Below are 18,458 nucleotides of genomic sequence, written 5' to 3' on the forward strand. Positions count from 1 at the left end.
AGGACTTGCCGCCCGCGAGTCTGGCGGGCCGCGCGGGCGGCGGGGCGGGGCGGGCCGGGGCGTCCGCAGGGACATCCCGGCCGCCCAGGCCGGCCCCGTCGTGGGAAACGTACGTGGGCGGTGACGCCGGCCCCGCGGTAGGGGACGAGGTGCGCCCCCGCGGTAGGAGGCGAGGCGCCGGTCTCGCCGAGAGGGCGGTCGCCAGGCAAGACGGTGATCAGGCAAGAGAGCGATCAGGCAAGGCAGTGACCAGGCGCGAAACCCCGGGGTGAAGGCCCTTATGTCGGAGCTTTTCGGTTACATCGTCAGCGGCCTCGTCACCGGTGCCGTGTTCGCGGTCATGGCCTCCGGGCTGACCCTGTCCTACTCGGCCACGGGCGTGTTCAACTTCGCGCACGGTGCCGTCGGCTTCCTGGCCGCCCTGTTGTTCTTCGAGCTCAACGCCGGGCTGGGGCTGGCGGCCTGGCAGGCCGGGCTGGTCGCGGTGGGAATCTTCTCGCCGCTGCTCGGATACGTGCTGCACCGGGCCATGTTCCGGGGCCTGGCGCAGGCGGGGGAGACCGCGCAGATCGTCGGGACCATCGGCCTGACCATCGCGCTGCCCGCCCTCGGGCTGTGGACCGTGGACCTGGTCGCCGAGCCGTTCGGGCTGCCGCGGGCCGACGCCACCTCCCTGCCGCGCGGCCTCGGCCCCTACCCCGCGGTCCCCTTCACCTTCGGCGGCGTCCACCTCGACTCCGACCAGCTCATCACCTTCGGCTTCGCGGCGCTGGCCGCCGCGGGGCTGTGGGCCTTCATGCGGCACACGCCGTACGGCCTGCGGATGCGCGCCTCGGTGGACCGCCGCAGGCTGGCCACCCTGCGCGGGATCGACGCCGACGCCTCCTCCGCCGTGGCCTGGATGCTCGGCTCGGCGCTCGCCGGGCTCGCCGGGGTGCTGGCCGTCTCCACCCTCGGCCTGGACTCCACGGCGTTCACCGTGATGCTGTCGGTCTCGGCGACGGCCGCGGTGTTCGGCCGGCTGCGGTCGATCCCGTGGACGTTCGCGGCCGGTCTGGGCCTCGGCGTGGTGCAGAACCTGGTCGCCGGATACGCCGACTTCGCCGAGGACGTCACCGGGCTGCGCACGGCGGTCCCGGTGATCCTGCTGTTCGCGGGGCTGATCCTGCTCAACCGGTCCAGGGACCGGGTCGCCGGATCGGCCGCCGAGGACGCGCCGCCGCCCGACTACCTGGCCGACCTGCCGCCGTGGCGGCGGCGCCTGCCGTGGGCGCTCGGCCTGGCGGTCCTGCTCGGGTGGACGCTCACACGCTCCGCCGACGACTTCCACGTGAGTGTGGTGGCCCAGGGACTGGTCCTCGCGCTGATCTTCTGCTCGTTCGTGGTCGTCACCGGCATCGGCGGCATGGTCAACCTGGCGCAGGCGTCCTTCGCCTCGATGGCCGCCCTCACCTGCGGCTGGGCGTTCTCCTCCGGCCTGCCGTTCCCGGTGGCGATCCTGCTGGGCGTGCTGGGGGCGACCGCGGTGGGCGTCCTCGTCGCGCTGCCCGCGCTGCGGCTGGGCGGGCGGATCCTCACTCTGGCGACGCTCGCCCTGGCCCTCCTCGCCGACCAGGTGCTGTTCCAGATCGACGCGTTCAGCAACGGCACGATCGGCTGGCCGCTGCCGGCGATCGGCCTGGGGTTCACCGACACCACCGACCCCCGGGTCCGGGTCGTACTGCTGCTGGCCCTGATCGGCCTGGTCGGCCTGCTGGTGCGCAATCTGGAGCGCTCGGCCTCCGGCCGGGCCGTCCTGGCCGTCCGCTCGGCCCCCGCCGCCGCGACCACCTCGGGCATCTCGGCCCCCCGCACCAAGATCATGCTGTTCGCGCTGGCGTCGGGGGTCGCCGGGCTGGGCGGCGTGCTGTTCGCGATCTCCAAGGGCTCGATCACCGCCACCGACCTGCCCGCCTCCGCCGGCTTCGTCTGGCTGGCCGTGGTGGTCCTGCAAGGCGTCCGGCGGATCGGCGGTGCCGTACTCGGCGGGCTGATCGCCGCGGTCTTCCCCGAACTGCTGGCTGGATGGGACGTCTCCGCCCACGTCGGCGCCATCCTCTTCGGCGTCGGTGGGATGGTCCTGGCCAAGCACCCCGACGGGGTGCTCGCCCAACTGGCCGAGAGCCGCCACCGGCGGCGGGTGGCCAGGCGGCGGCTGGACGGCGCGGCCGCCGTCCAGCGCGAGGCGCCGGCGGTCACGGGGGAGGAGACGCCGGTGGGCGGGGCACGGCTCGCGGGGGAGGGAACGTCCGAGAGCGAGGCGCGGGCGGCGGCCCCGCACCCGGGGGAGGTCCGGGCGGTGGGGCGCCACCCGGCGGAGGCCCTGGTGGCGGGTCCGCGTCCGGAGGAGGCCCGGACGGTGGGGCCCCGTCCGGCGGAGGGCCGGGCCGGGCCGGAGGCGCTGTTCCGGCTGGAGAACGTGGTGGCGGGATACGGCGACGTCATGGTGCTGCGGGGCGTGGACCTCGCCGTCCGGCCGGGCGAGGTGGTGGCGCTGCTCGGGGCGAACGGCGCGGGCAAGTCCACGACCTGCGCGGTGGCCGCCGGCGACCTGCCGGTGACGGCCGGACGGGTGATCCTGGACGGGGTGGACGTCACTTCCTGGCCCGCGCACCGCCGGGCGAGGGCGGGCGTGCTGCTCGCCCCGGAGGGGCGCGGGGTGTTCCCGGGACTGACCGTGGACGAGAACCTGCGCACCTGGCTCGCCGACCCCGCTCCCGTCTACGGGCGGCTGCCCCAGCTCGCCCGCCGCAGGGGCGTCGCGGCCGGTGCGCTGTCGGGCGGTGAGCAGCAGCTGCTCACCCTCGCCCCGGCGCTGGTCAGGCCGCCCCGGGTGCTGATCGCCGACGAGCCGTCGCTCGGCCTGGCGCCGCTCGTCGTGGAGCAGGTGTTCGAGGTCTTCGCCGAGCTCCGGGAGCGCGGCGTCGCGCTGCTCCTGGTGGAGGAGAAGGCCACCTCGGCCCTGGAACTCGCCGACACGGTCGTCTTCATGCGCCTGGGCAGGGCCACCTGGACCGGCCCCCGCGCCGAGGTGGACGGCGCCCGCCTCACCGCCGCCTACCTGGGGGTCGCGTGAGGGGGAGAGGCCGGCGCGGTGGGGTGAGCGGGCCGGCCACGGGTTACCCGGGGCCGGACGAGCGGGCGCGGAGGGCCACCGGGGCCCGGTGGCCGCGGCCGGGCGTGACGGGCGTGACGGGCGGGCGGTCCGCGTGGCGGGTGAGGGCGGTGGGGGAGCGATGAGCACAGCGTTGACCGTCGAGGCCGTGTCGGTGTCCTTCGGAGGCGTCCGGGCGCTCACCGACGTCTCCTTCGAGGTGCCGCGGGGGCAGGTCTGCGGGGTGATCGGGCCCAACGGCGCGGGCAAGACCACGCTGTTCGACGTGATCTCCGGCCTCCGCCGGCCGACCTCGGGCTCGGTGTCGGTGGCGGGCCGCGACACCACGGGCGTTCCGGCGGTACGGCGGGCACGCGGAGGGCTGCGCCGTACCTTCCAGCGCACCCAGGTGTTCGGCCGGTTGACCGTCGCCGACAACGTGCTGGCCGCGATGGAGTGGCGGGGCGGAGGCGGGGGTCTCCTGGCCGACCTGACCGGCCTGCGGACCCGCCGGAGCCTGGAACGGGAACGCGGGCGGCGTGTGGACGAGGTGCTCGCCCTGTGCGGGCTGACCGAGCTGCGCGACGCCTATGCGGCGGCCCTCCCCGTAGGCCGGCGGCGTCTCGTCGAGCTGGCCCGCGCCCTCGCCGACAGCCCCTCGCTGCTCCTGCTCGACGAGCCCACCTCCGGCCTGGACGCCGACCAGACCGGCCGCCTCAAGGAGATCATCGGAGCGCTGGACACCACGGTCCTGCTGGTCGAACACGACATGGGGTTCGTCATGAACACCTGCGACCGCCTCGTCGTCCTCGATCTCGGCAAGGTCATCGCCTCGGGCACCCCCGCCGAGATCGGTGACGACCCCGTGGTCCGCGCCGCCTACCTCGGCTGACCGGCCGGGGCCATGCTCCGGCCGGTCAGCCGGGGCTTCGTCGCTCGGGCCCCGGGTCACGGGGAGCCCGGCGGGCACGTGGCACGGCCCGCGGGCGTGTCCGCCTCCGGCGACGGGCGGCGGCACGTGGATGAGGTCCGCGGGCCGGTGACGCATGTCCTGCCGATTTCGAGGAACGGCATCTTGCCGGGCGGCCCCAATGGGGTCTGATTTTATCATCGGGCGCATATGCGGCCCGATTTCGCATTGAATCACGACAACAAGTGCGAAGCGTGCGAAGAGTCGGTGAAGGTTTTGTTTGCATGGCATTTATTTGCTTTCTCTCAACTATGTCAGCGGACGCCCTCCGGTGCTTTGACGGTACATTCTGGCTAATCGCCATCGTGGCGGTATGACCGATCGGTATTTCCTGCCACTAGGAACTTCAGGGGAAATTAAGTGCTTCATCGCCGAAATAGATTGTCATCAATTCCTATTTCCGGAAAGCGTATGGGGGCCCTGGCCGTGGCGGCCGTCGCCGGTGTCCTCATGGTCTCGTCGAATCAGGCTCCGGCCGATGCCGCCGCCGCTGAGCGCGCGGAAGCGATCGCCCCTCCGTTCGGGGCCGGCAGGGCTGACGGGATCCCCCTTCAGCCCGCCGCGCCTCGCGTCGTGAAGAAGTCTCCCGGCTCGGGTCATCACTGCGGATGCCGGAGAAGGCACTGCACCTCATGCTGCAGGCAGCGGTGTTCCTCCTGCCACTCCAGCAGCAAGTGCAACCTGAACATCCAGAACAACAACAACAATGCCGGCCGCCGCGACTCCTCGAAGCCGTGTCCCCCCAGCATCAAGCGGGCCGACGATTCCGCTGGTCCTCCGCGCCCTGCCGGTCCCACGGTTCTTGTGGGCCCTGCGGGTCCCAAGGGCCCGGCCGGTCCTGCGGGTCCTGCGGGTCCTGCCGGTCCTGCGGGTCCTGCCGGTCCTGCCGGTCCTGCAGGTCCGGCTGGTCCTGCGGGTGCCGCCGGCCCTGGGGGCCCGGCTGGTCCTGAAGGCCCGGCTGGTCCTGCCGGTCCTGCCGGTCCTGTGGGTCCTGCCGGTCCTGCGGGTCCTGTGGGTCCTGGGGGTCCTGCTGGCCCTGTGGGTCCTGCCGGTCCGGGGGGTCCTGTGGGTCCTGCCGGTCCGGGGGGTCCTGCGGGCCCGGCCGGTCCTGGGGGTCCTGCCGGTCCTGAGGGTCCTGCTGGCCCTGGGGGTCCTGCCGGTCCGGGGGGTCCTGCGGGCCCGGCCGGTCCTGGGGGTCCTGCGGGCCCTGTGGGTCCTGGGGGTCCTGAGGGTCCGGCAGGCCCCGAGGGTCCCGCCGGACCCGAAGGGCAACCGGGCCCTGCCGGTCCGAGCGGTCCTGCCGGTCCGAGCGGGCTGACCAGTTCGACCAGTTCGACCAGTCTCAGCGTGCGTGAATGCGCTGCCGGTGCCGGTGCCGTCGGAATCGTCGACCTCAGTGGAGGTGAATGCTCCATCGGTTCCGTCGGGCTGGTCGCTCTCAGCGGGCGTGAATGCTCCATCGGTTCCGTCGGCCTGGTCGGTCTCAGCGGGCGTGAATGTGCCATCGGTTCCGTCGGCGTCGTCGGGCTCGCCGGTTCCGTCGACAGGGTCGGCTGGGGTGGCTACGCGAGCTCCGTGTCTCTGCTGAGCAGGTGGAGCGCGCTGGCCGACCGGTACGATCTGTGCTGCCACTGCTAGGGACCCTGCCGGCCCGTCGGCCGGGCCGGCCCCGTCGGGGCTGAGAGCCGTCCCGGGATCCGGCGGGATTCCCGCCGGGCTTTCCCCGTCCGGCCGCGCCGGTGCGCTTAGGGGAGTGGATAATGTCGCGAAGGTCGTGCCCGGTATAACCGGACACGACCTTCGCTGTTGTGGCCGTGCATTCGCGCGCGCCCCGGGCCGCACGCCGGAAGCCCGGCCCGCTTGATCTTCGTGGTGCGTCACCGAGCGTCCCCCGCCGATTTCCCAGTCGCTTCCAAGTGCCCCCCAAGTCGTCTCGGTCATGCTCTCGCCCGGGAAGCAAGTTTTGGGGAGAGAACGCAAATGTGGGCACGATTCACCGCCTTGACCGGCCTGGTGCTGGCCGGTGTGCTGGCCCTGCCTGGCGCCGCCATGGCAAAGCCGAAAGACCTGGATGTTCCGGTGGGGACATGGCTGGCGGCCCGGACGCATCCGGCCGTGCAGCTGACCTCGGTCTCCTACACGGCCGAGGTGGCCGTGCCGACCCCGGTGGCGAACCTGGAGGCGATCAGAGGTCTGACCCAGCAAGGGGTCGCCGCCGTCCAGTCAGGAAAGATCTCATCCGACGAGAACAGCATCTACCGGTGGGTCGTCCAGCAGATGGCCAAGGAGCCGGGCCGCTACTTCTCGCCGGGCGCGCCGGAGCGGGTCGTGGAGGCGACGGCCGGCGGCCTGTGCACGGGATGGTGGGTCACGCCGGACGGCTACATGGTGACCGCGGCCCACTGCGTCGGCCAGGAGGAGAGCGAGCTGGCGGAGACCTTCGCGACCCAGGCGCTCACGAAGATCAACGAGAAGGACGCCGCCGACCTGGTGGCCGACCTCGGTGACATCGCCTCCGACGACGAGATCGTCCGGACGGCCGCCAAGATCTTCCAGATCTGGAACGCGGACAACATCAAGATCCGCAATGTCCAGAGCTCCCTGTCACTGCTGCAGAGCCTGCCGGGCGGTGGGGTGGACAAGACCGCCAAGGCGGTGCCGATCGAGCTGGTCGCCAAGGGCACGGTCTACCCGGGCAAGGACGTGGCGATCCTCAAGGCCAACGGGCAGAACAACCTGCCGACCGTCCCGCTGGGCCAGGACTCGGACGTGCGGGTGGGCGACACCCTCTACATCAGCGGGTTCCCCGGCACGGTGACCCAGACCTCGATCTTCAACATCGAGTCCAAGCTCGACCCCGCCTTCACCGAGGGCCCCTACAACGCCAGCCGCCAGACCCCCGAGGGCGTGCCGTACATCCAGACCCAGGCCCCCTCCTACCCGGGCAACTCCGGCGGCCCGGTGTTCAGCAAGGACGGCAACGTCATCGGCATCCTGGTCGGAGGGCTGATCCAGCAGGACGGCGGCTCCACCGAGGGGGAGAGCTTCGTGCTGCCGGTCAGCATCGTCAGGGAGAAGCTGAACGAGAAGAACATCAAGTCGGCCGAGTCGGTGACGACGAAGTCCTACAACGAGGCGCTCGACCTCTTCTTCGCCAACCGGTACTCCGACGCGTTGCCCAAGTTCCGTGAGGTCCAGGCGCTGCAGCCGAACCACCCGTACGTCGCCAAGTACATCACCGACTCCCAGCAGGCCATCACCGCGGGCAAGGACGAGAGCTCCTCGTCGATCCTGCCGTGGGTGCTGTGGGGCGGCGGCGGCCTGGCCGTCCTGTTCGTGCTCGGCACGCTGGGCGCGGTGGTCAGGGGCAAGCGCCGATCGAAGACCCCGCCGTCCTCCTTCCCGCCCGCGCCGTACGGGGCGCAGCCCGGCTACCTGCCGCCGGGGCAGGGCCAGTACGGCCAGCCCGCCCATCCCGGCCAGCCGTACGGCGTGCCGCCGCAGCAGCAGCCCTACCAGCAACGGCCGCCCTATCCGCTCCCGCCCGCCCCCGAGGACACCCGGGCGGTCCGCCCGCAGTCGCCGTACGGGACGCCGCAGCACAGGCCCGGCCCCGGGGCGAACACCCGGATCGCCGGACTGGAGGCGGAGCTGGAGGAGCTGCGCCGCAACATGGGGCAGCGCCCGCCCGACCAGCGCTGAGCGCCGCCGGCGGCCGCGGGGACCCGCCCGGTCCCGTCCAGGCCCCGCCGAGGTCCGCCGGTGAATCCACCGGCGGACCTCGGCGTGTGCAGCCTGTCCCTGTACGGCTTCCCAAGCGTGCGCTAGTTTGGTTGAGTGGATCTGGACTTCACGCGGGCGGAGCAGGCATTCCGGGCCGAGGTGCGAGACTGGCTGGCCGGGCATGTTCCCAGAGCCCCGCTGCCCTCCATGGACACCCGGGAGGGATTCGAGGCGCATCGCGAGTGGGAGCACCGGCTCGCCGAGGAGCGGCTGTCGGTGGTGTCCTGGCCCGTCGAGTACGGCGGGCGGGGCGCCGGCCTCATCGAATGGCTGATCTTCGAAGAGGAGTACTGGGCGGCGGGCGCCCCCGGCCGGGTCAGCCAGAACGGCATCTTCCTCCTGGCCCCCACCCTCTTCTCCCACGGCACGGCCGGGCAGCGGGAACGGTTCCTGCCCGGCATGGCGCGGGCCGACGAGATCTGGGCCCAGGCGTGGTCGGAGCCGGAGGCCGGCAGCGACCTCGCCGCCCTCACCTCCCGCGCCGAGCGGGCCGAGGGCGGCTGGCTGCTCCACGGGCAGAAGACCTGGAGCTCCCGTGCCTCCTACGCCGACTGGGGTTTCGGACTGTTCCGCACCGACCCCGCCTCGGTCCGGCACCGGGGGCTGACCTACTTCATGTTCCCCCTGGCCGGCGTCACCGTCCGGCCGATAGCCCAGCTCGACGGGGAGCACGGGTTCGCCGAACTCTTCTTCGACGGCCTGTACGTCCCCGACGACCAGGTCCTCGGCGCCCCCGGCGAGGGCTGGCGGATCGCGATGGCCACCACCTCCTCCGAGCGCGGCCTCACCCTGCGCAGCCCCGGCCGGTTCCTCGCCACGGCCGACCGGCTGGTCCGGCTGGCCCGCTCGACCGGCGCCGACCCGGTCCTCGCCGACCAGGTGGCGCGGGCCTGGCTGGACGCCGAGTCCTACCGGCTGCACACCTTCGGCACCGCCCGCAGGCTGGCGGCGGGGGAGGAGATCGGCTCCGCGTCCAGCATGGGCAAGGTGTTCTGGTCCGAGCTCGACGTGCGCATGCACACCCTCGCCCTCCGGCTGCTCGGCGAACGCGGCCTGCTGGACGGCGGGGCCCCCGACGCGGAGGAGGGCGGCCGATGGCTGGACGGCTTCCTGTTCTCCCTCGCCGGTCCGATCTACGCGGGCACCAACGAGATCCAGCGGAACATCATCGCCGAACGCGTTCTGGGGCTGCCACGATGAACTCCGCCTTCACCGACGACCAGCTCGCCCTCGCGGCGGCGGTCCGGCAGGTGCTCAGGGCCCACTGCCCGGCCGCGGCCGTACGGGACGGGCGGACCGCCGCCTGGCCCCAGCTCGCCGGGATCGGGCTGTTCGGGCTGTTGGTCCCGGCGGAGCACGGCGGCCTCGGCCTGGGGCTCGTCGACGCGGTCCTCCCCTTCGAGGAGGCCGGCCGGGCCGCGCTGCCCGGCCCGGTGGCCGAGACCGCCGTGGCCGCCCCCCTGCTGCTGGCGGGGGACCCGGTGCTGGACAAGCTCGCCGCGGGCTCGCTGCGGGTCAGCGTGCGGATCGGAGACCAGGGCTACTCGCCCGACGCCGACCTGGCCGACCTGTTGATCGTGGAGCGCGGGGGCGTGCCGTACGCCGTCCGGCCCGACGCGGCACGGCTGACGCCCCAGCCCGGGGTGGACCGGGCCAGGCGGCTGTTCGGCGTGGAGTTCCGCGACGGGACCCGGCTCCGGGCCGGGGCCGCCCCGGCGGCGCGCGCGATGACGGTTACGGTGGCCGCCCAGCTCATCGGGGCGGCCAGGCACCTGCTGGACACCAGCGTCGGCTACGCGCGCACGCGCAGGCAGTTCGGCAGCCCGATCGGGTCGTTCCAGGCGGTCAAGCACCAGCTCGCCGAGGTCGCCATCGCGGTCGACTTCGCCGCGCCCCTGGTCTACGCCGCCGCCTTCGCCGTGGACCGGGACCTGCCCACCGTGGACCGGGACGTCAGCGCGGCCAAGGCCGCCGCGGGCGAGGCCGCCGAGCTGGCCGCCAGGACCGCCCTCCAGGTGCACGGCGCGATCGGCTACACCGGCGAACTCGACCTGGGCCTCTGGCTCGCCCGGGTGTGGTCGCTCTCGGCCGCCTACGGCGGGACCGCCCTGCACCGCTCACGGCTGAGAGAGGCGATCCTCGGCGTCCCCGTGTTGCGGAGGTGGCCGTGATCCGTCCGGGGCGGGGGGCCTACGGTCATGGGTGTCCCTGGGGCTGGGAGGCGGTCATGGTCCGTCCGGGGCGGGGGGCCTACGGTCATGGATGTCCCTGGGGTTGCGAGGCGGCCGTGGTCCGTCCGGGGCCGGGGCGGGGCGCGGGAGGCCGGCGATGAGGTTCGGCGTCCCCCTCGGACTGCTCCACCCGGACGCCTGGCAGGACGTCGCGGTCGCGGCGGACGAGCTCGGCTTCGAGTCGGTCTGGCTGCCCGAGCACCTGGTCTTCGCCACCGACCTGTCGCTGGCGCGCTACCCGGGCACCGACCGGCCGGGCATCTCGCCGCGCACCCCGCTGTTCGACGCCCCCGCCTACCTCTGCTGGCTGGCCGGGCTGACCTCCCGGGTGCGGCTGGGCACCGCGGTGCACCTCTACGCCCTGCGGCACCCCTTCGTCTCCGCGCGGGCCTTCGCCACCCTCGACCGGGTGTCCGGGGGACGGGCGATCTGCGGGGTGGGCGCCGGGTGGTACGAGGGGGAGTGGCTGGCGGCCGGGATGGACTTCGGCACCCGGGGAGCCCGGCTGGACGAGGCGATCGAGGTGACCCGGCGGCTCTGGTCCGAGCCGGCCGTCGCGCACGGAGGGCGTTTCTACAGTTTCCCCGAGGTCGCCTTCGAACCCAAGCCCGTCCAGGACCGGCTGCCCATCCTGGCCGGAGGGGAGTCGGGCGCGGCCCTGCGGCGGGCCGCCCGGCTCTGCGACGGCTGGATCAGCATGCCGCACTCCCTGGAGACGATCGGCCCCCAGCTCGACAGGCTCACCGCGCTGCGCGACGGCCGTCCCTTCTCGGTCACCGCGCACGCCTACGCGCTCACCGGTCCGGCCGAGATCCCCCGCTGGGAGAGACTCGGCGTGGACCGCATGATCGTCCGCCCCTGGCGCCGCGGCCGTGACGCCGTCGCCGGCCTCACGGCCTTCGCCGCCGACTGCCTCTAGAGCCGTCCGCCTCGGTCAGACCGGCACCCTCGCCCGGCGGCGGCCCTGGTAGCCGCTGTGGACCAGGACGTCGCTGGGCTCGGCGGTGAGCGGGCCGGTCGGGATGGTCGTGCTGACCACGGGCTCGGCCCGGCGGTGGCGCCGGCCGCGCAGGGGGCCGTCCTGGACGAAGGTCGAGGACTCGACGACCGGGCGCTCGCGGAGGCGGCGCCTGCCCTGGTAGGGGACCCGGGGGCCGTCGTGGCGCCGGCCGGCCGGACCGGCCTCCTGGGTGCGGGCCGGACCCGCCGCGCCGGTCCGGCCGGCGTGGGCGAGGCGGGGCCGGGTGCCCTCCTCGGGGCGGAAGAAGCCGCCCTGACCGCTCTCCCCGGTCCGGGCGAGGCTGGCCCGGATGGCCTCCTCGGCGCGGGCGAGGCTGGCCTGCTCGGCGCGCGTGAGACCGAACAGGCCGGTCTCTCCGACGAGGCCCGCCAGGCCCGTCTCCTCGGCGCGGTCGAGCGGGCCCGTGCCCGTGGCGTGGTCGAAGGGGCCCGTCCACCCGGCGAGGGCGGCCGGAGCGGTCTCCTCGACGCGGACGGCCGGGGCGGTCTCCGAGGCGTGGCCGAGTGAGGAGGTCTCCCCGACGCGGGTGGTCGAGGAGGTCTCCTCGACGCGGGTGGGCGAGGCGGTCTCGCCGACGTGGGCGAGCGGCGTCGTGACCGAGGGGAACTCGGCCGTCGCGGCCGGCGCGAGCGTGGTCTCGGCGACGGCCTCCCGGACGGTCCGGCGCTCCTCGGTGAGGACGGGTGCGACCTTGGTGATCCGGCGGCGGCCGGGGGCGCGGCGGCGGCCCGGGGTCCGGCGGGCCGGGCGGGCGGGCGGGGTGCCGCCCCCGGCGAAGGACAGCCGTACCTTCGACTGCTTGACCTTGGCGTGGGCGATGATCGCGACCGCGGCGAGCAGGACCGGGGCGAGCACCGTGGGGCTGCCGAGCTGGGGGACCTGCGGGGAGAGACCGCCGCTGAGGGCGGTGGGGGTGGTCGCGATCGCGTTGGTGTCCGCGGTGGCGGCCTTGGCGTGCTTGCCGCTCGTGGTGGTGCGGCCGGCGGAGATCTGGGGCTGGACGGGCGTCTCGCTGATCTCCGGGGTGGGCCGCGGGGCGACTTCGGCGGCCTTCTTCTCGCCGGCCTTCTCGCCGGCGGAGGACGTGGTGGCGGACCTGCCGTGCTTGGGACCGGCCTTGGCGTGTTTGGGGCCGGCCTTGGCCGGGGCGGGGTCCGCCGACGCGCCGGCCTCCCGGACGAGGTCGGGCGGGGGGACCATGGCCAGCAGGTTGGGGGCGGGGGCGAGCGCCACCGAGTTGTCCGCCTGCGCGTCGGCGGTGACGATCGTCTGCTTCTGGGACGCCTCCCGGTCCAGCCGGGCCTTGATCTTCTCCGGATACCCGTAGCCGACGACCTTGCCGGTGTCGCGCTCCTTGCGCTTGGCGACGCCTCCGTCGATGTTCCCCTCGATCGTGTGGATCGTCCTGCCCGTCACCTTGGTGACGATCCCCACGTGGTCGATGTTGTCGATCTTCTTCGAACCGCTCCAGTCGAAGAAGACGATGGCCCCGGGCTTGGGGGTGGTGCCCCAGGCGTCCTGCTCCTTGAACCACTCGGCGTGGTAGACGGTGTAGGCGAACTGGCCGACCCAGTCCTCGTAGCCGAGCTTCTTGGCCGCCCAGGAGAGATACATGTCACACCAGGGTGCTGCGGTGTAGTCGGCGTCGGACTCGACGTTGTCGCCGTACCAGTGACCGAACTTGGTGTAACCGCCGCCCTTCTCGGAGTATCCGAGCTCGCTCTCCAGCAGTTCGATGAACTTCTGCATCTCAGGGGTCATAGACAGTTTCGAGGGGACCCCCGGCAGCCGTGAAGGCGTGGTCGCGCCGCCCTCGCAACCCGGCTACCGGGAGACGGGTTGAGCGATGGCACGTTCACGGGATCGATCCGGGGGGACGATCGGGACCCGTGTGGCGGCACCATTGGTCAGTTGTCTTCCGTGACCAGGGAGGTTACCCGTCCGGCGCGGAAGGTCAAGACAGGTTAAAGCGCGCACCAAGGGATCTTCCCTCGGAGTGGGTGGCAAACACCGACGTCAGAGGCATTTTTAGCATTTTTCCCACTTAAACCGGTCAAACAAAAAGTTTTGTGGACCGTCCGGGCGTTCGGCCGTCCCGGAGGGTCGAACGTGATTCGGTAGAACGTGTTCTAAAGTAGGCGCATGACGACCGATCTCGCCTCCACCGAGGACGCCGACGCCGCCCTCGCGGCACTGGCCGCACTGACCCAGCGGGCCCGCGACCTGGTCGACGCCGTCGTGCTGACGGACGTGCCGGACAGCGAGCTCACCGCGGTCGCCGCCGAGCTGGCCGCCCTCACCGAGCGCCTGAGTGCCCGGCGGCGGACCTCCCCCCAGCCCTTCGAGATCGGTCCCGACGGTGTGCCCCGGCACGCGGGCAACGCCGTCACCGGATCGGCCAACCCGCACGCCCTCCCGCTGGTCGCCCGGACCGCCCCGGACGGGACGGTCCGCGCGGAGCTGAGCTTCCGCCCCACGCACGAGGGGCCGCCCGCCGCGGTCCACGGCGGGATCAGCGCCATGATCCTCGACCACATGCTGGGCCACGCGGTCGCGATGGCCGGCGTCGCCGGCATGACCGCCACCCTGACCGTGCGCTACCTGCGCCGGGTCCCCTACGGCGAGCCGCTGGTGGCGACCGCCGAATACACCCGCTCCGAGGGCCGCAAGTCCTGGTCGGAGGGGCGGATCGCGCTCCCCGACGGCACGCCGCTGGTCGAGGCCACCGGCCTGTTCATCACCCCCCGTGAGTGGGCGCAGAACCGGTTGCCGGGATGACCCCGGCCTGCCGGCCTCAGTAGCCCGCGCCGGTGAGCATGCCGCCGTCGACCGTGAACTCGCTGCCGGTGCAGTAGCTCGCCCGGTCGGAGGCGAGGAAGGCCACCACGTGCGAGACCTCGACCGGCTTGGCGAAACGCTTGATGACCATGGACTTCAGGAACGCCTCGCCGTCCACCTCGGCCATGATCTCCGGGTCCTGCACCATGGAGGTGTTGATGGCGCCGGGATGGACGGAGTTCACCCGGATCTTGAAACGGGCCAGCTCCCGGGCCGCCGCCTTGGTCACCCCGCGCACGCCGAACTTGGAGGCCGCGTAGGCCGACATGCCCTCGGCGCCGATGAAGCCCTCGACCGAGGAGATGTTCACGATCGAGCCCCGGCCGGCGGCCTTCATGGGCTCGATCACCGACTTGACGCCGAGCCAGGTGCCCTTGAGGTTCACGTCGAGGACCCGGTCGAACTCCTCCGGCGTCATGTCGGCGATCCGGCGGAACTTCAGGATCCCGGCGTTGTTGACCAGGACGTCGAGCCTGCCGTACGTCTCGACGGTGACCTCCACCGCCCGCCGCCAGTCCTGCGGCCCCGTCACGTCCTGATGGACGAACACCGCCCCCGTGGCCTCCGCGAGCGCCTTGCCCTCGTCGTCGAGCACGTCGCCGAAGACGACCCGCGCGCCCTCCTCCAGGAACAGCCGCACGTGGGACTCTCCCATGCCCCTGGCCCCGCCGGTGATCAGTGCGACCTTGCCGTCCAGCAGACCCATCTCAAGCTCCTCGCGTGAAACGTTTGGCGGCGGCGACGGCCACGGCGGCCGCCTCCATCGAACGGTAGACGGGGATCCCGGCGCCGGCCGCGATCGCGCGGACCCCGTCCTCGACCCCGGGCGGCGCGCACTCGCCGTTCCTGGTGACCAGCGTGATCCTGACCGCCGGCAGGTCCTGCTGGGCCTGGGCGAGGCTGCGGGCGCAGGCGTACAGCGGCTCGGCCGAGCTCCCGTAGGTGAAGAAGCTCTGCACGTTCACGTGGGCGACGACGTCCGGATAAGGGCGCCGCGCCACGATCGCCGCGATGGCCTCCCGGACCAGCTCGGGGCGGCCACGCGGCCCCACCGGGATCTCCAGCGGGTTGGCCAGGGAGCTGCCGACCCCGATCCCGAGCGCCCTCAGCCCGGTCCTCGCCTCCTCCGGCAGCGCGTCGAGCGAGAGCCCGGCCGCGTCGAACACGTCGGCGGCCAGGACGCTCGCCCCGCCGCTCGGCCCGATCACCAGCACCGCGGGGTCCCCGTCCCCGCCGTCCGCCGGGACGGCGCCCAGCCGTCCGGTGTGGGACTGGAAGAAGGACAGGGCGCCGATCAGGTCGTCCTGGCTGGTGACCAGGGTGGCGCCGGTCTGCCCGGCCAGGGCCTGCCAGACGCGGCCGTCGCCGACCATACCGCCGGTGTGGGAGGCGGCCGCCCGCCGTCCCTGGGCGCTCCGGCCGCCGACCAGCAGGACGACCGGGAGCCGCCCGCGCACGGACATCAGGGCCTCGAACAGGGCGCGGCCGTCACGTGGATCCTCCAGGTACATGCCGACGGCCGAGGTGTGCTCGTCGGTGGCCAGCCAGCGCAGCAGCTCGGCCGGGGTCACGTCGGCGGAGTTGCCGACCGTGGCCACCCGGCTGAACGCCAGCCCGCGCCGTTCGCCGACTCTGACGACCTCCCCGGCCAGCCCACCGCTCTGCGAGATCAGCGCCACGTGCCCGGGCGGACCAGGCTCGCCGCCGATGAAGGTCTGGCCGCCGCGCGGGCTGTAGACACCCATGCAGTTGGGTCCGAGCAGCCGCGTCCCGGCCTCCCGCGCGGCCCGGACCAGCTCGACCTCCAGGTCGGGCGCGCCCGCCTCCCCGAACCCACCGCTCATCACCTGGACGAACGGGATGCCGCCCGCCTGCCGTACGACCTCGACGCACCTCGCGGCGGGCACGGCGACCAGCGCGTAGTCGGCGTCGGCGTCGGCCAGCGACGGCACGGCCGGCACGCCGTCGATCTCGTCCGCCTCCGGGTGCACCGCCACCAGCGGCACCCCGGTGGCCCGGTAGAACTCCAGGAACATGTTCCCGAAGTTCGGCCGGCTGGTGGACGCCCCCACCACGGCCACGGCGCGGGGCTCGAACAGCGCCGTGAAGTCGGTCCCCGCCACCGGGGCGGCCGGCGGCTCCGCGCGGGGCTCACCCGGGATGTGCCGGGCGTCGACCGCGACGACGCCCTGCCCGGTGGCGATCACCGGGTTGAGCTCGAACTCGCCGAGCTCCAGCCGCTCCCACAGCCCACCGGCCCCGCCGAGCGTGAGCAGCAGCTTCACCAGGGCGTCCAGGTCCACGGCCGGGCGGCCACGGTAGCCGTGCAGCAGCCGGGCGCCGCGCAGGGAGGCGAGCATCCGCCGGACGTCGGTCTCGGAGACCGGGCACAGGCACACCGCCGTGTCACGCAGGGCCTCGGTCCAGACGCCGCCCAGCCCGACGAGCAGGACGGGCCCGAACCCCGGGTCGCGGACGGCGCCGACGATCAGCTCGACCCCCGGCGCGGCCTGCTCCTCGACCAGGAAGCCGTCCGGGGTGATGCCCTGGGCGAGGAGCCCGTCCAGCATCCCGGCCGCGGCCTCGGCGGCCTCGCTGGGCCCGCCGAGCGCCAGCCGTACCGCGCCCGAGTCCGATTTGTGGACCAGCCCGGCCCCGAACGCCTTGAGCACCAGCGGCGGGGTCAGCCCCTCGGCCGCCGCGGCGACCTGCCCGGCGGAGGCGGCCGTGGCGCCGCGCGGCACCGGCACGCCGGCCTCCCGCAGCAGCGCCTTGACCTCGTGCTCGGGGAGCGCGGCCGCCGTCAGGGGGTCGGGCCCGCTCACGCCCCCTCCAGGAGGTGCAGGTACCTCTCCCGGATCTCCCGGCGCAGCAGCTTGCCGGGTCCGCCGGAGGCGTCCTGGAAGTGGGGGAGCCCGTCGGCGACCACGATGCGGTCGGGCCGCTGGTGCTCGGGCAGCGACTCGGCGAGGGCGACCGCGAGCTTCGACGGGTCGAGGGAGTGCCCGGACCGGGCGACCACCGCGAGCAGGATCCGCTGCTCGGCCGCGTCCTGGCCGTCGACGTGCGCGGGCACGCCGACCGCGCCGGCCTCGGCCACGCCGTCCAGCGCCACCGCGGCCTCCTCCACCGTCGAGGGCTGCGACCAGGCGCCGCCCTTCAGGATCGCGTCCTCGCGGCGGCCGAGCACGGTCAGGTTGCCGTCCTCGGCCAGGACGCCCAGGTCGCCGCCCACGTACCACTCGCCGCGCAGCACCTCGGCCGTCTTGTCGGGGAGCCGGTCGTAGCCGGCCATCCGGTGCGGCCCGGCGAGGTTGATCTCGCCCACCTCGCCGACCACCCGGTCGCCGGACGGCCCGGTGATCCGTACGGCGTTGCCGGTCCTCGCCCTGCCGGAGGAGCCGAGCGGCGTGCTGCCGTCGTCCACCCGGCCGAAACAGGTGTAGGGGGCCTCGGTCTGGCCGTAGTAGCAGTAGACGCCCGCGCCGGGCAGCCGCTGTCGCATCCTGGCCAGCAGCGCCGCCGGGAGCGCCTCGCCGCCCAGCATGATGACCCGCAGGGACGACAGGTCCACCCCGTCGTGGTCGTCGGCGCCGAGCAGCGCCGCGTAGAACGACGGGATCTGCGAGACGTGGGTGACCCTCTCGCGGGGGACCACCTTCAGGAAGTTCGCCGGCCCCCAGTCCTGTTCCAGCACCAGCCGCATGCCCGCGTACAGCGCCGGCCCGACCAGCGCGGGGAAGCCGATGCCCCAGATGATCGCCCCGGTGCCGAGCACCGAGTCCTCGGCGCGCGGCACGTCCAGCCAGATCCGCGCGGTCGCCAGCGACGAGGCGTGCGTGTGGATCACGGCCTTGGGCAGGCCGGTGGTCCCCGAGGTGTAGTAGAGCGCGAGCGGGTCGTCCCCGGAGCCCTCCGGCGTGAACGCCTCCTGCGGGGCGTCGGCGGTCAGCGCGTCCAGGTCGACGGCCTCCTCGCCCGGACCGCCGACCTTGATCCAGGTGGTCACGGCGGGGAGCCGGGGGCGGATCTCGGCCACCGCCCGCTCGACCGTGGAGTCGTAGACGAAGGCGGTGGCGCCGGAGTGCGCGACGACCGCCTGCAGGGTGTCCACCGGCCAGTACGGGTTGAGCGCCGCGGTGACCGCGCCCAGCTTCGCCGCAGCCAGGTAGACCTCGGCCACGTGCAGTGTCTCGTTGAGCAGCGCCGCCACCCGCCGCCGCGGCCCGATCCCGGCCGCCGACAGGGCGTGGGCGCGCCTGTCGACGGTCCGGTCGAGCTCGGCGTAGGTGAAGCTCCGTTCGCCGCAGTAGGTCAGCGCGACCCGGTCCGGGGTGCGCAGGGCGTTGGCGGTGAGGATGGCGTAGGCGTAGTTGCCGTAGGGGGATCGCGCCATTGTGGCCTCCGGTCGAGAGGGCGAGGAGAGGACGCAGCGGGACGGGCGGAGCCCGGCGGGGAGGGAGCGGACGCCGGTGTGAGGCC

At 73.5% G+C, this 18,458-nt stretch carries 12 protein-coding genes; 8 read left to right on the forward strand and 4 right to left on the reverse strand.

Annotated features, from left to right (window positions below):
- The first annotated feature begins 280 nt into the window (after positions 1-280).
- From ACZ6R6_RS00230 to ACZ6R6_RS00260, 7 genes are all read left to right on the forward strand, one after another.
- Positions 281-3,115 carry an ABC transporter permease subunit gene (locus ACZ6R6_RS00230; RefSeq protein WP_470088888.1) on the forward strand — a complete coding sequence of 945 codons (2,835 nt, stop codon included), beginning with the start codon at positions 281-283 and terminating at the stop codon, positions 3,113-3,115.
- 160 nt (positions 3,116-3,275) lie between these two features.
- The gene (locus tag ACZ6R6_RS00235) at positions 3,276-4,025 is read left to right on the forward strand and encodes an ABC transporter ATP-binding protein (RefSeq protein WP_306856756.1); all 750 of its coding nucleotides are present in this window, start codon (positions 3,276-3,278) and stop codon (positions 4,023-4,025) included.
- Between the two features lie 880 nt (positions 4,026-4,905).
- Positions 4,906-5,421 carry a hypothetical protein gene (locus ACZ6R6_RS00240; RefSeq protein WP_470088890.1) on the forward strand — a complete coding sequence of 172 codons (516 nt, stop codon included), beginning with the start codon at positions 4,906-4,908 and terminating at the stop codon, positions 5,419-5,421.
- A gap of 662 nt (positions 5,422-6,083) precedes the next feature.
- Positions 6,084-7,805 (forward strand): trypsin-like peptidase domain-containing protein, encoded by a 1,722-nt coding sequence (locus tag ACZ6R6_RS00245; RefSeq protein WP_470088892.1) that lies wholly within the window; start codon positions 6,084-6,086, stop codon positions 7,803-7,805.
- 135 nt (positions 7,806-7,940) lie between these two features.
- Entirely contained in the window at positions 7,941-9,086 is a 1,146-nt protein-coding gene (locus ACZ6R6_RS00250) for an acyl-CoA dehydrogenase family protein (protein ID WP_470088894.1), read from the forward strand.
- A complete protein-coding gene (locus ACZ6R6_RS00255; RefSeq protein ID WP_470088896.1) occupies positions 9,083-10,057 on the forward strand; it encodes an acyl-CoA dehydrogenase family protein in 975 nt (324 codons plus the stop codon). Before ACZ6R6_RS00250 ends, ACZ6R6_RS00255 begins: the two co-directional genes overlap by 4 nt.
- A gap of 157 nt (positions 10,058-10,214) precedes the next feature.
- Positions 10,215-11,036: a TIGR03619 family F420-dependent LLM class oxidoreductase gene (locus ACZ6R6_RS00260; protein WP_470088898.1), complete on the forward strand. Its 822-nt coding sequence runs from the start codon at positions 10,215-10,217 to the stop codon at positions 11,034-11,036.
- 15 nt (positions 11,037-11,051) lie between these two features.
- Here ACZ6R6_RS00260 and ACZ6R6_RS00265 read toward each other — a convergent pair whose 3' ends face one another.
- Complete coding sequence (locus ACZ6R6_RS00265; RefSeq protein WP_470088899.1) at positions 11,052-12,887, reverse strand: CHAP domain-containing protein; 1,836 nt, start codon at positions 12,885-12,887, stop codon at positions 11,052-11,054.
- Between the two features lie 393 nt (positions 12,888-13,280).
- Here ACZ6R6_RS00265 and ACZ6R6_RS00270 point away from each other — a divergent pair, with 393 nt between their 5' ends.
- A complete protein-coding gene (locus tag ACZ6R6_RS00270; RefSeq protein ID WP_306856766.1) occupies positions 13,281-13,916 on the forward strand; it encodes a PaaI family thioesterase in 636 nt (211 codons plus the stop codon).
- A 16-nt stretch (positions 13,917-13,932) separates the two neighbouring features.
- On the opposite strand, the gene ACZ6R6_RS00275 is transcribed toward ACZ6R6_RS00270, so the two are convergent.
- The 3 genes from ACZ6R6_RS00275 to ACZ6R6_RS00285 are packed head-to-tail and all read right to left on the reverse strand — an operon-like array spanning position 13,933 to position 18,372.
- Positions 13,933-14,682 (reverse strand): glucose 1-dehydrogenase, encoded by a 750-nt coding sequence (locus ACZ6R6_RS00275; protein ID WP_470088901.1) that lies wholly within the window; start codon positions 14,680-14,682, stop codon positions 13,933-13,935.
- A 1-nt stretch (position 14,683) separates the two neighbouring features.
- Positions 14,684-16,801 (reverse strand): acetate--CoA ligase family protein, encoded by a 2,118-nt coding sequence (locus tag ACZ6R6_RS00280; protein WP_470088902.1) that lies wholly within the window; start codon positions 16,799-16,801, stop codon positions 14,684-14,686.
- The gene (locus ACZ6R6_RS00285) at positions 16,798-18,372 is read right to left on the reverse strand and encodes a class I adenylate-forming enzyme family protein (RefSeq protein WP_470088904.1); all 1,575 of its coding nucleotides are present in this window, start codon (positions 18,370-18,372) and stop codon (positions 16,798-16,800) included. Before ACZ6R6_RS00285 ends, ACZ6R6_RS00280 begins: the two co-directional genes overlap by 4 nt.
- Positions 18,373-18,458 lie beyond the last annotated feature (86 nt).

The organism is Streptosporangium sp. NPDC048886, from assembly GCF_055586905.1.

Coding starts and splice junctions, on each gene's coding strand:
- ACZ6R6_RS00230 (WP_470088888.1), top strand. CDS start 281: ATGTCGGAGCTTTTCGGTTACATCGTCAGCGGCCTCGTCACCGGTGCC.
- ACZ6R6_RS00235 (WP_306856756.1), top strand. CDS start 3,276: ATGAGCACAGCGTTGACCGTCGAGGCCGTGTCGGTGTCCTTCGGAGGC.
- ACZ6R6_RS00245 (WP_470088892.1), top strand. CDS start 6,084: ATGTGGGCACGATTCACCGCCTTGACCGGCCTGGTGCTGGCCGGTGTG.
- ACZ6R6_RS00255 (WP_470088896.1), top strand. CDS start 9,083: ATGAACTCCGCCTTCACCGACGACCAGCTCGCCCTCGCGGCGGCGGTC.
- ACZ6R6_RS00260 (WP_470088898.1), top strand. CDS start 10,215: ATGAGGTTCGGCGTCCCCCTCGGACTGCTCCACCCGGACGCCTGGCAG.
- ACZ6R6_RS00265 (WP_470088899.1), bottom strand. CDS start 12,887: ATGCAGAAGTTCATCGAACTGCTGGAGAGCGAGCTCGGATACTCCGAG.
- ACZ6R6_RS00270 (WP_306856766.1), top strand. CDS start 13,281: ATGACGACCGATCTCGCCTCCACCGAGGACGCCGACGCCGCCCTCGCG.
- ACZ6R6_RS00275 (WP_470088901.1), bottom strand. CDS start 14,682: ATGGGTCTGCTGGACGGCAAGGTCGCACTGATCACCGGCGGGGCCAGG.
- ACZ6R6_RS00285 (WP_470088904.1), bottom strand. CDS start 18,372: ATGGCGCGATCCCCCTACGGCAACTACGCCTACGCCATCCTCACCGCC.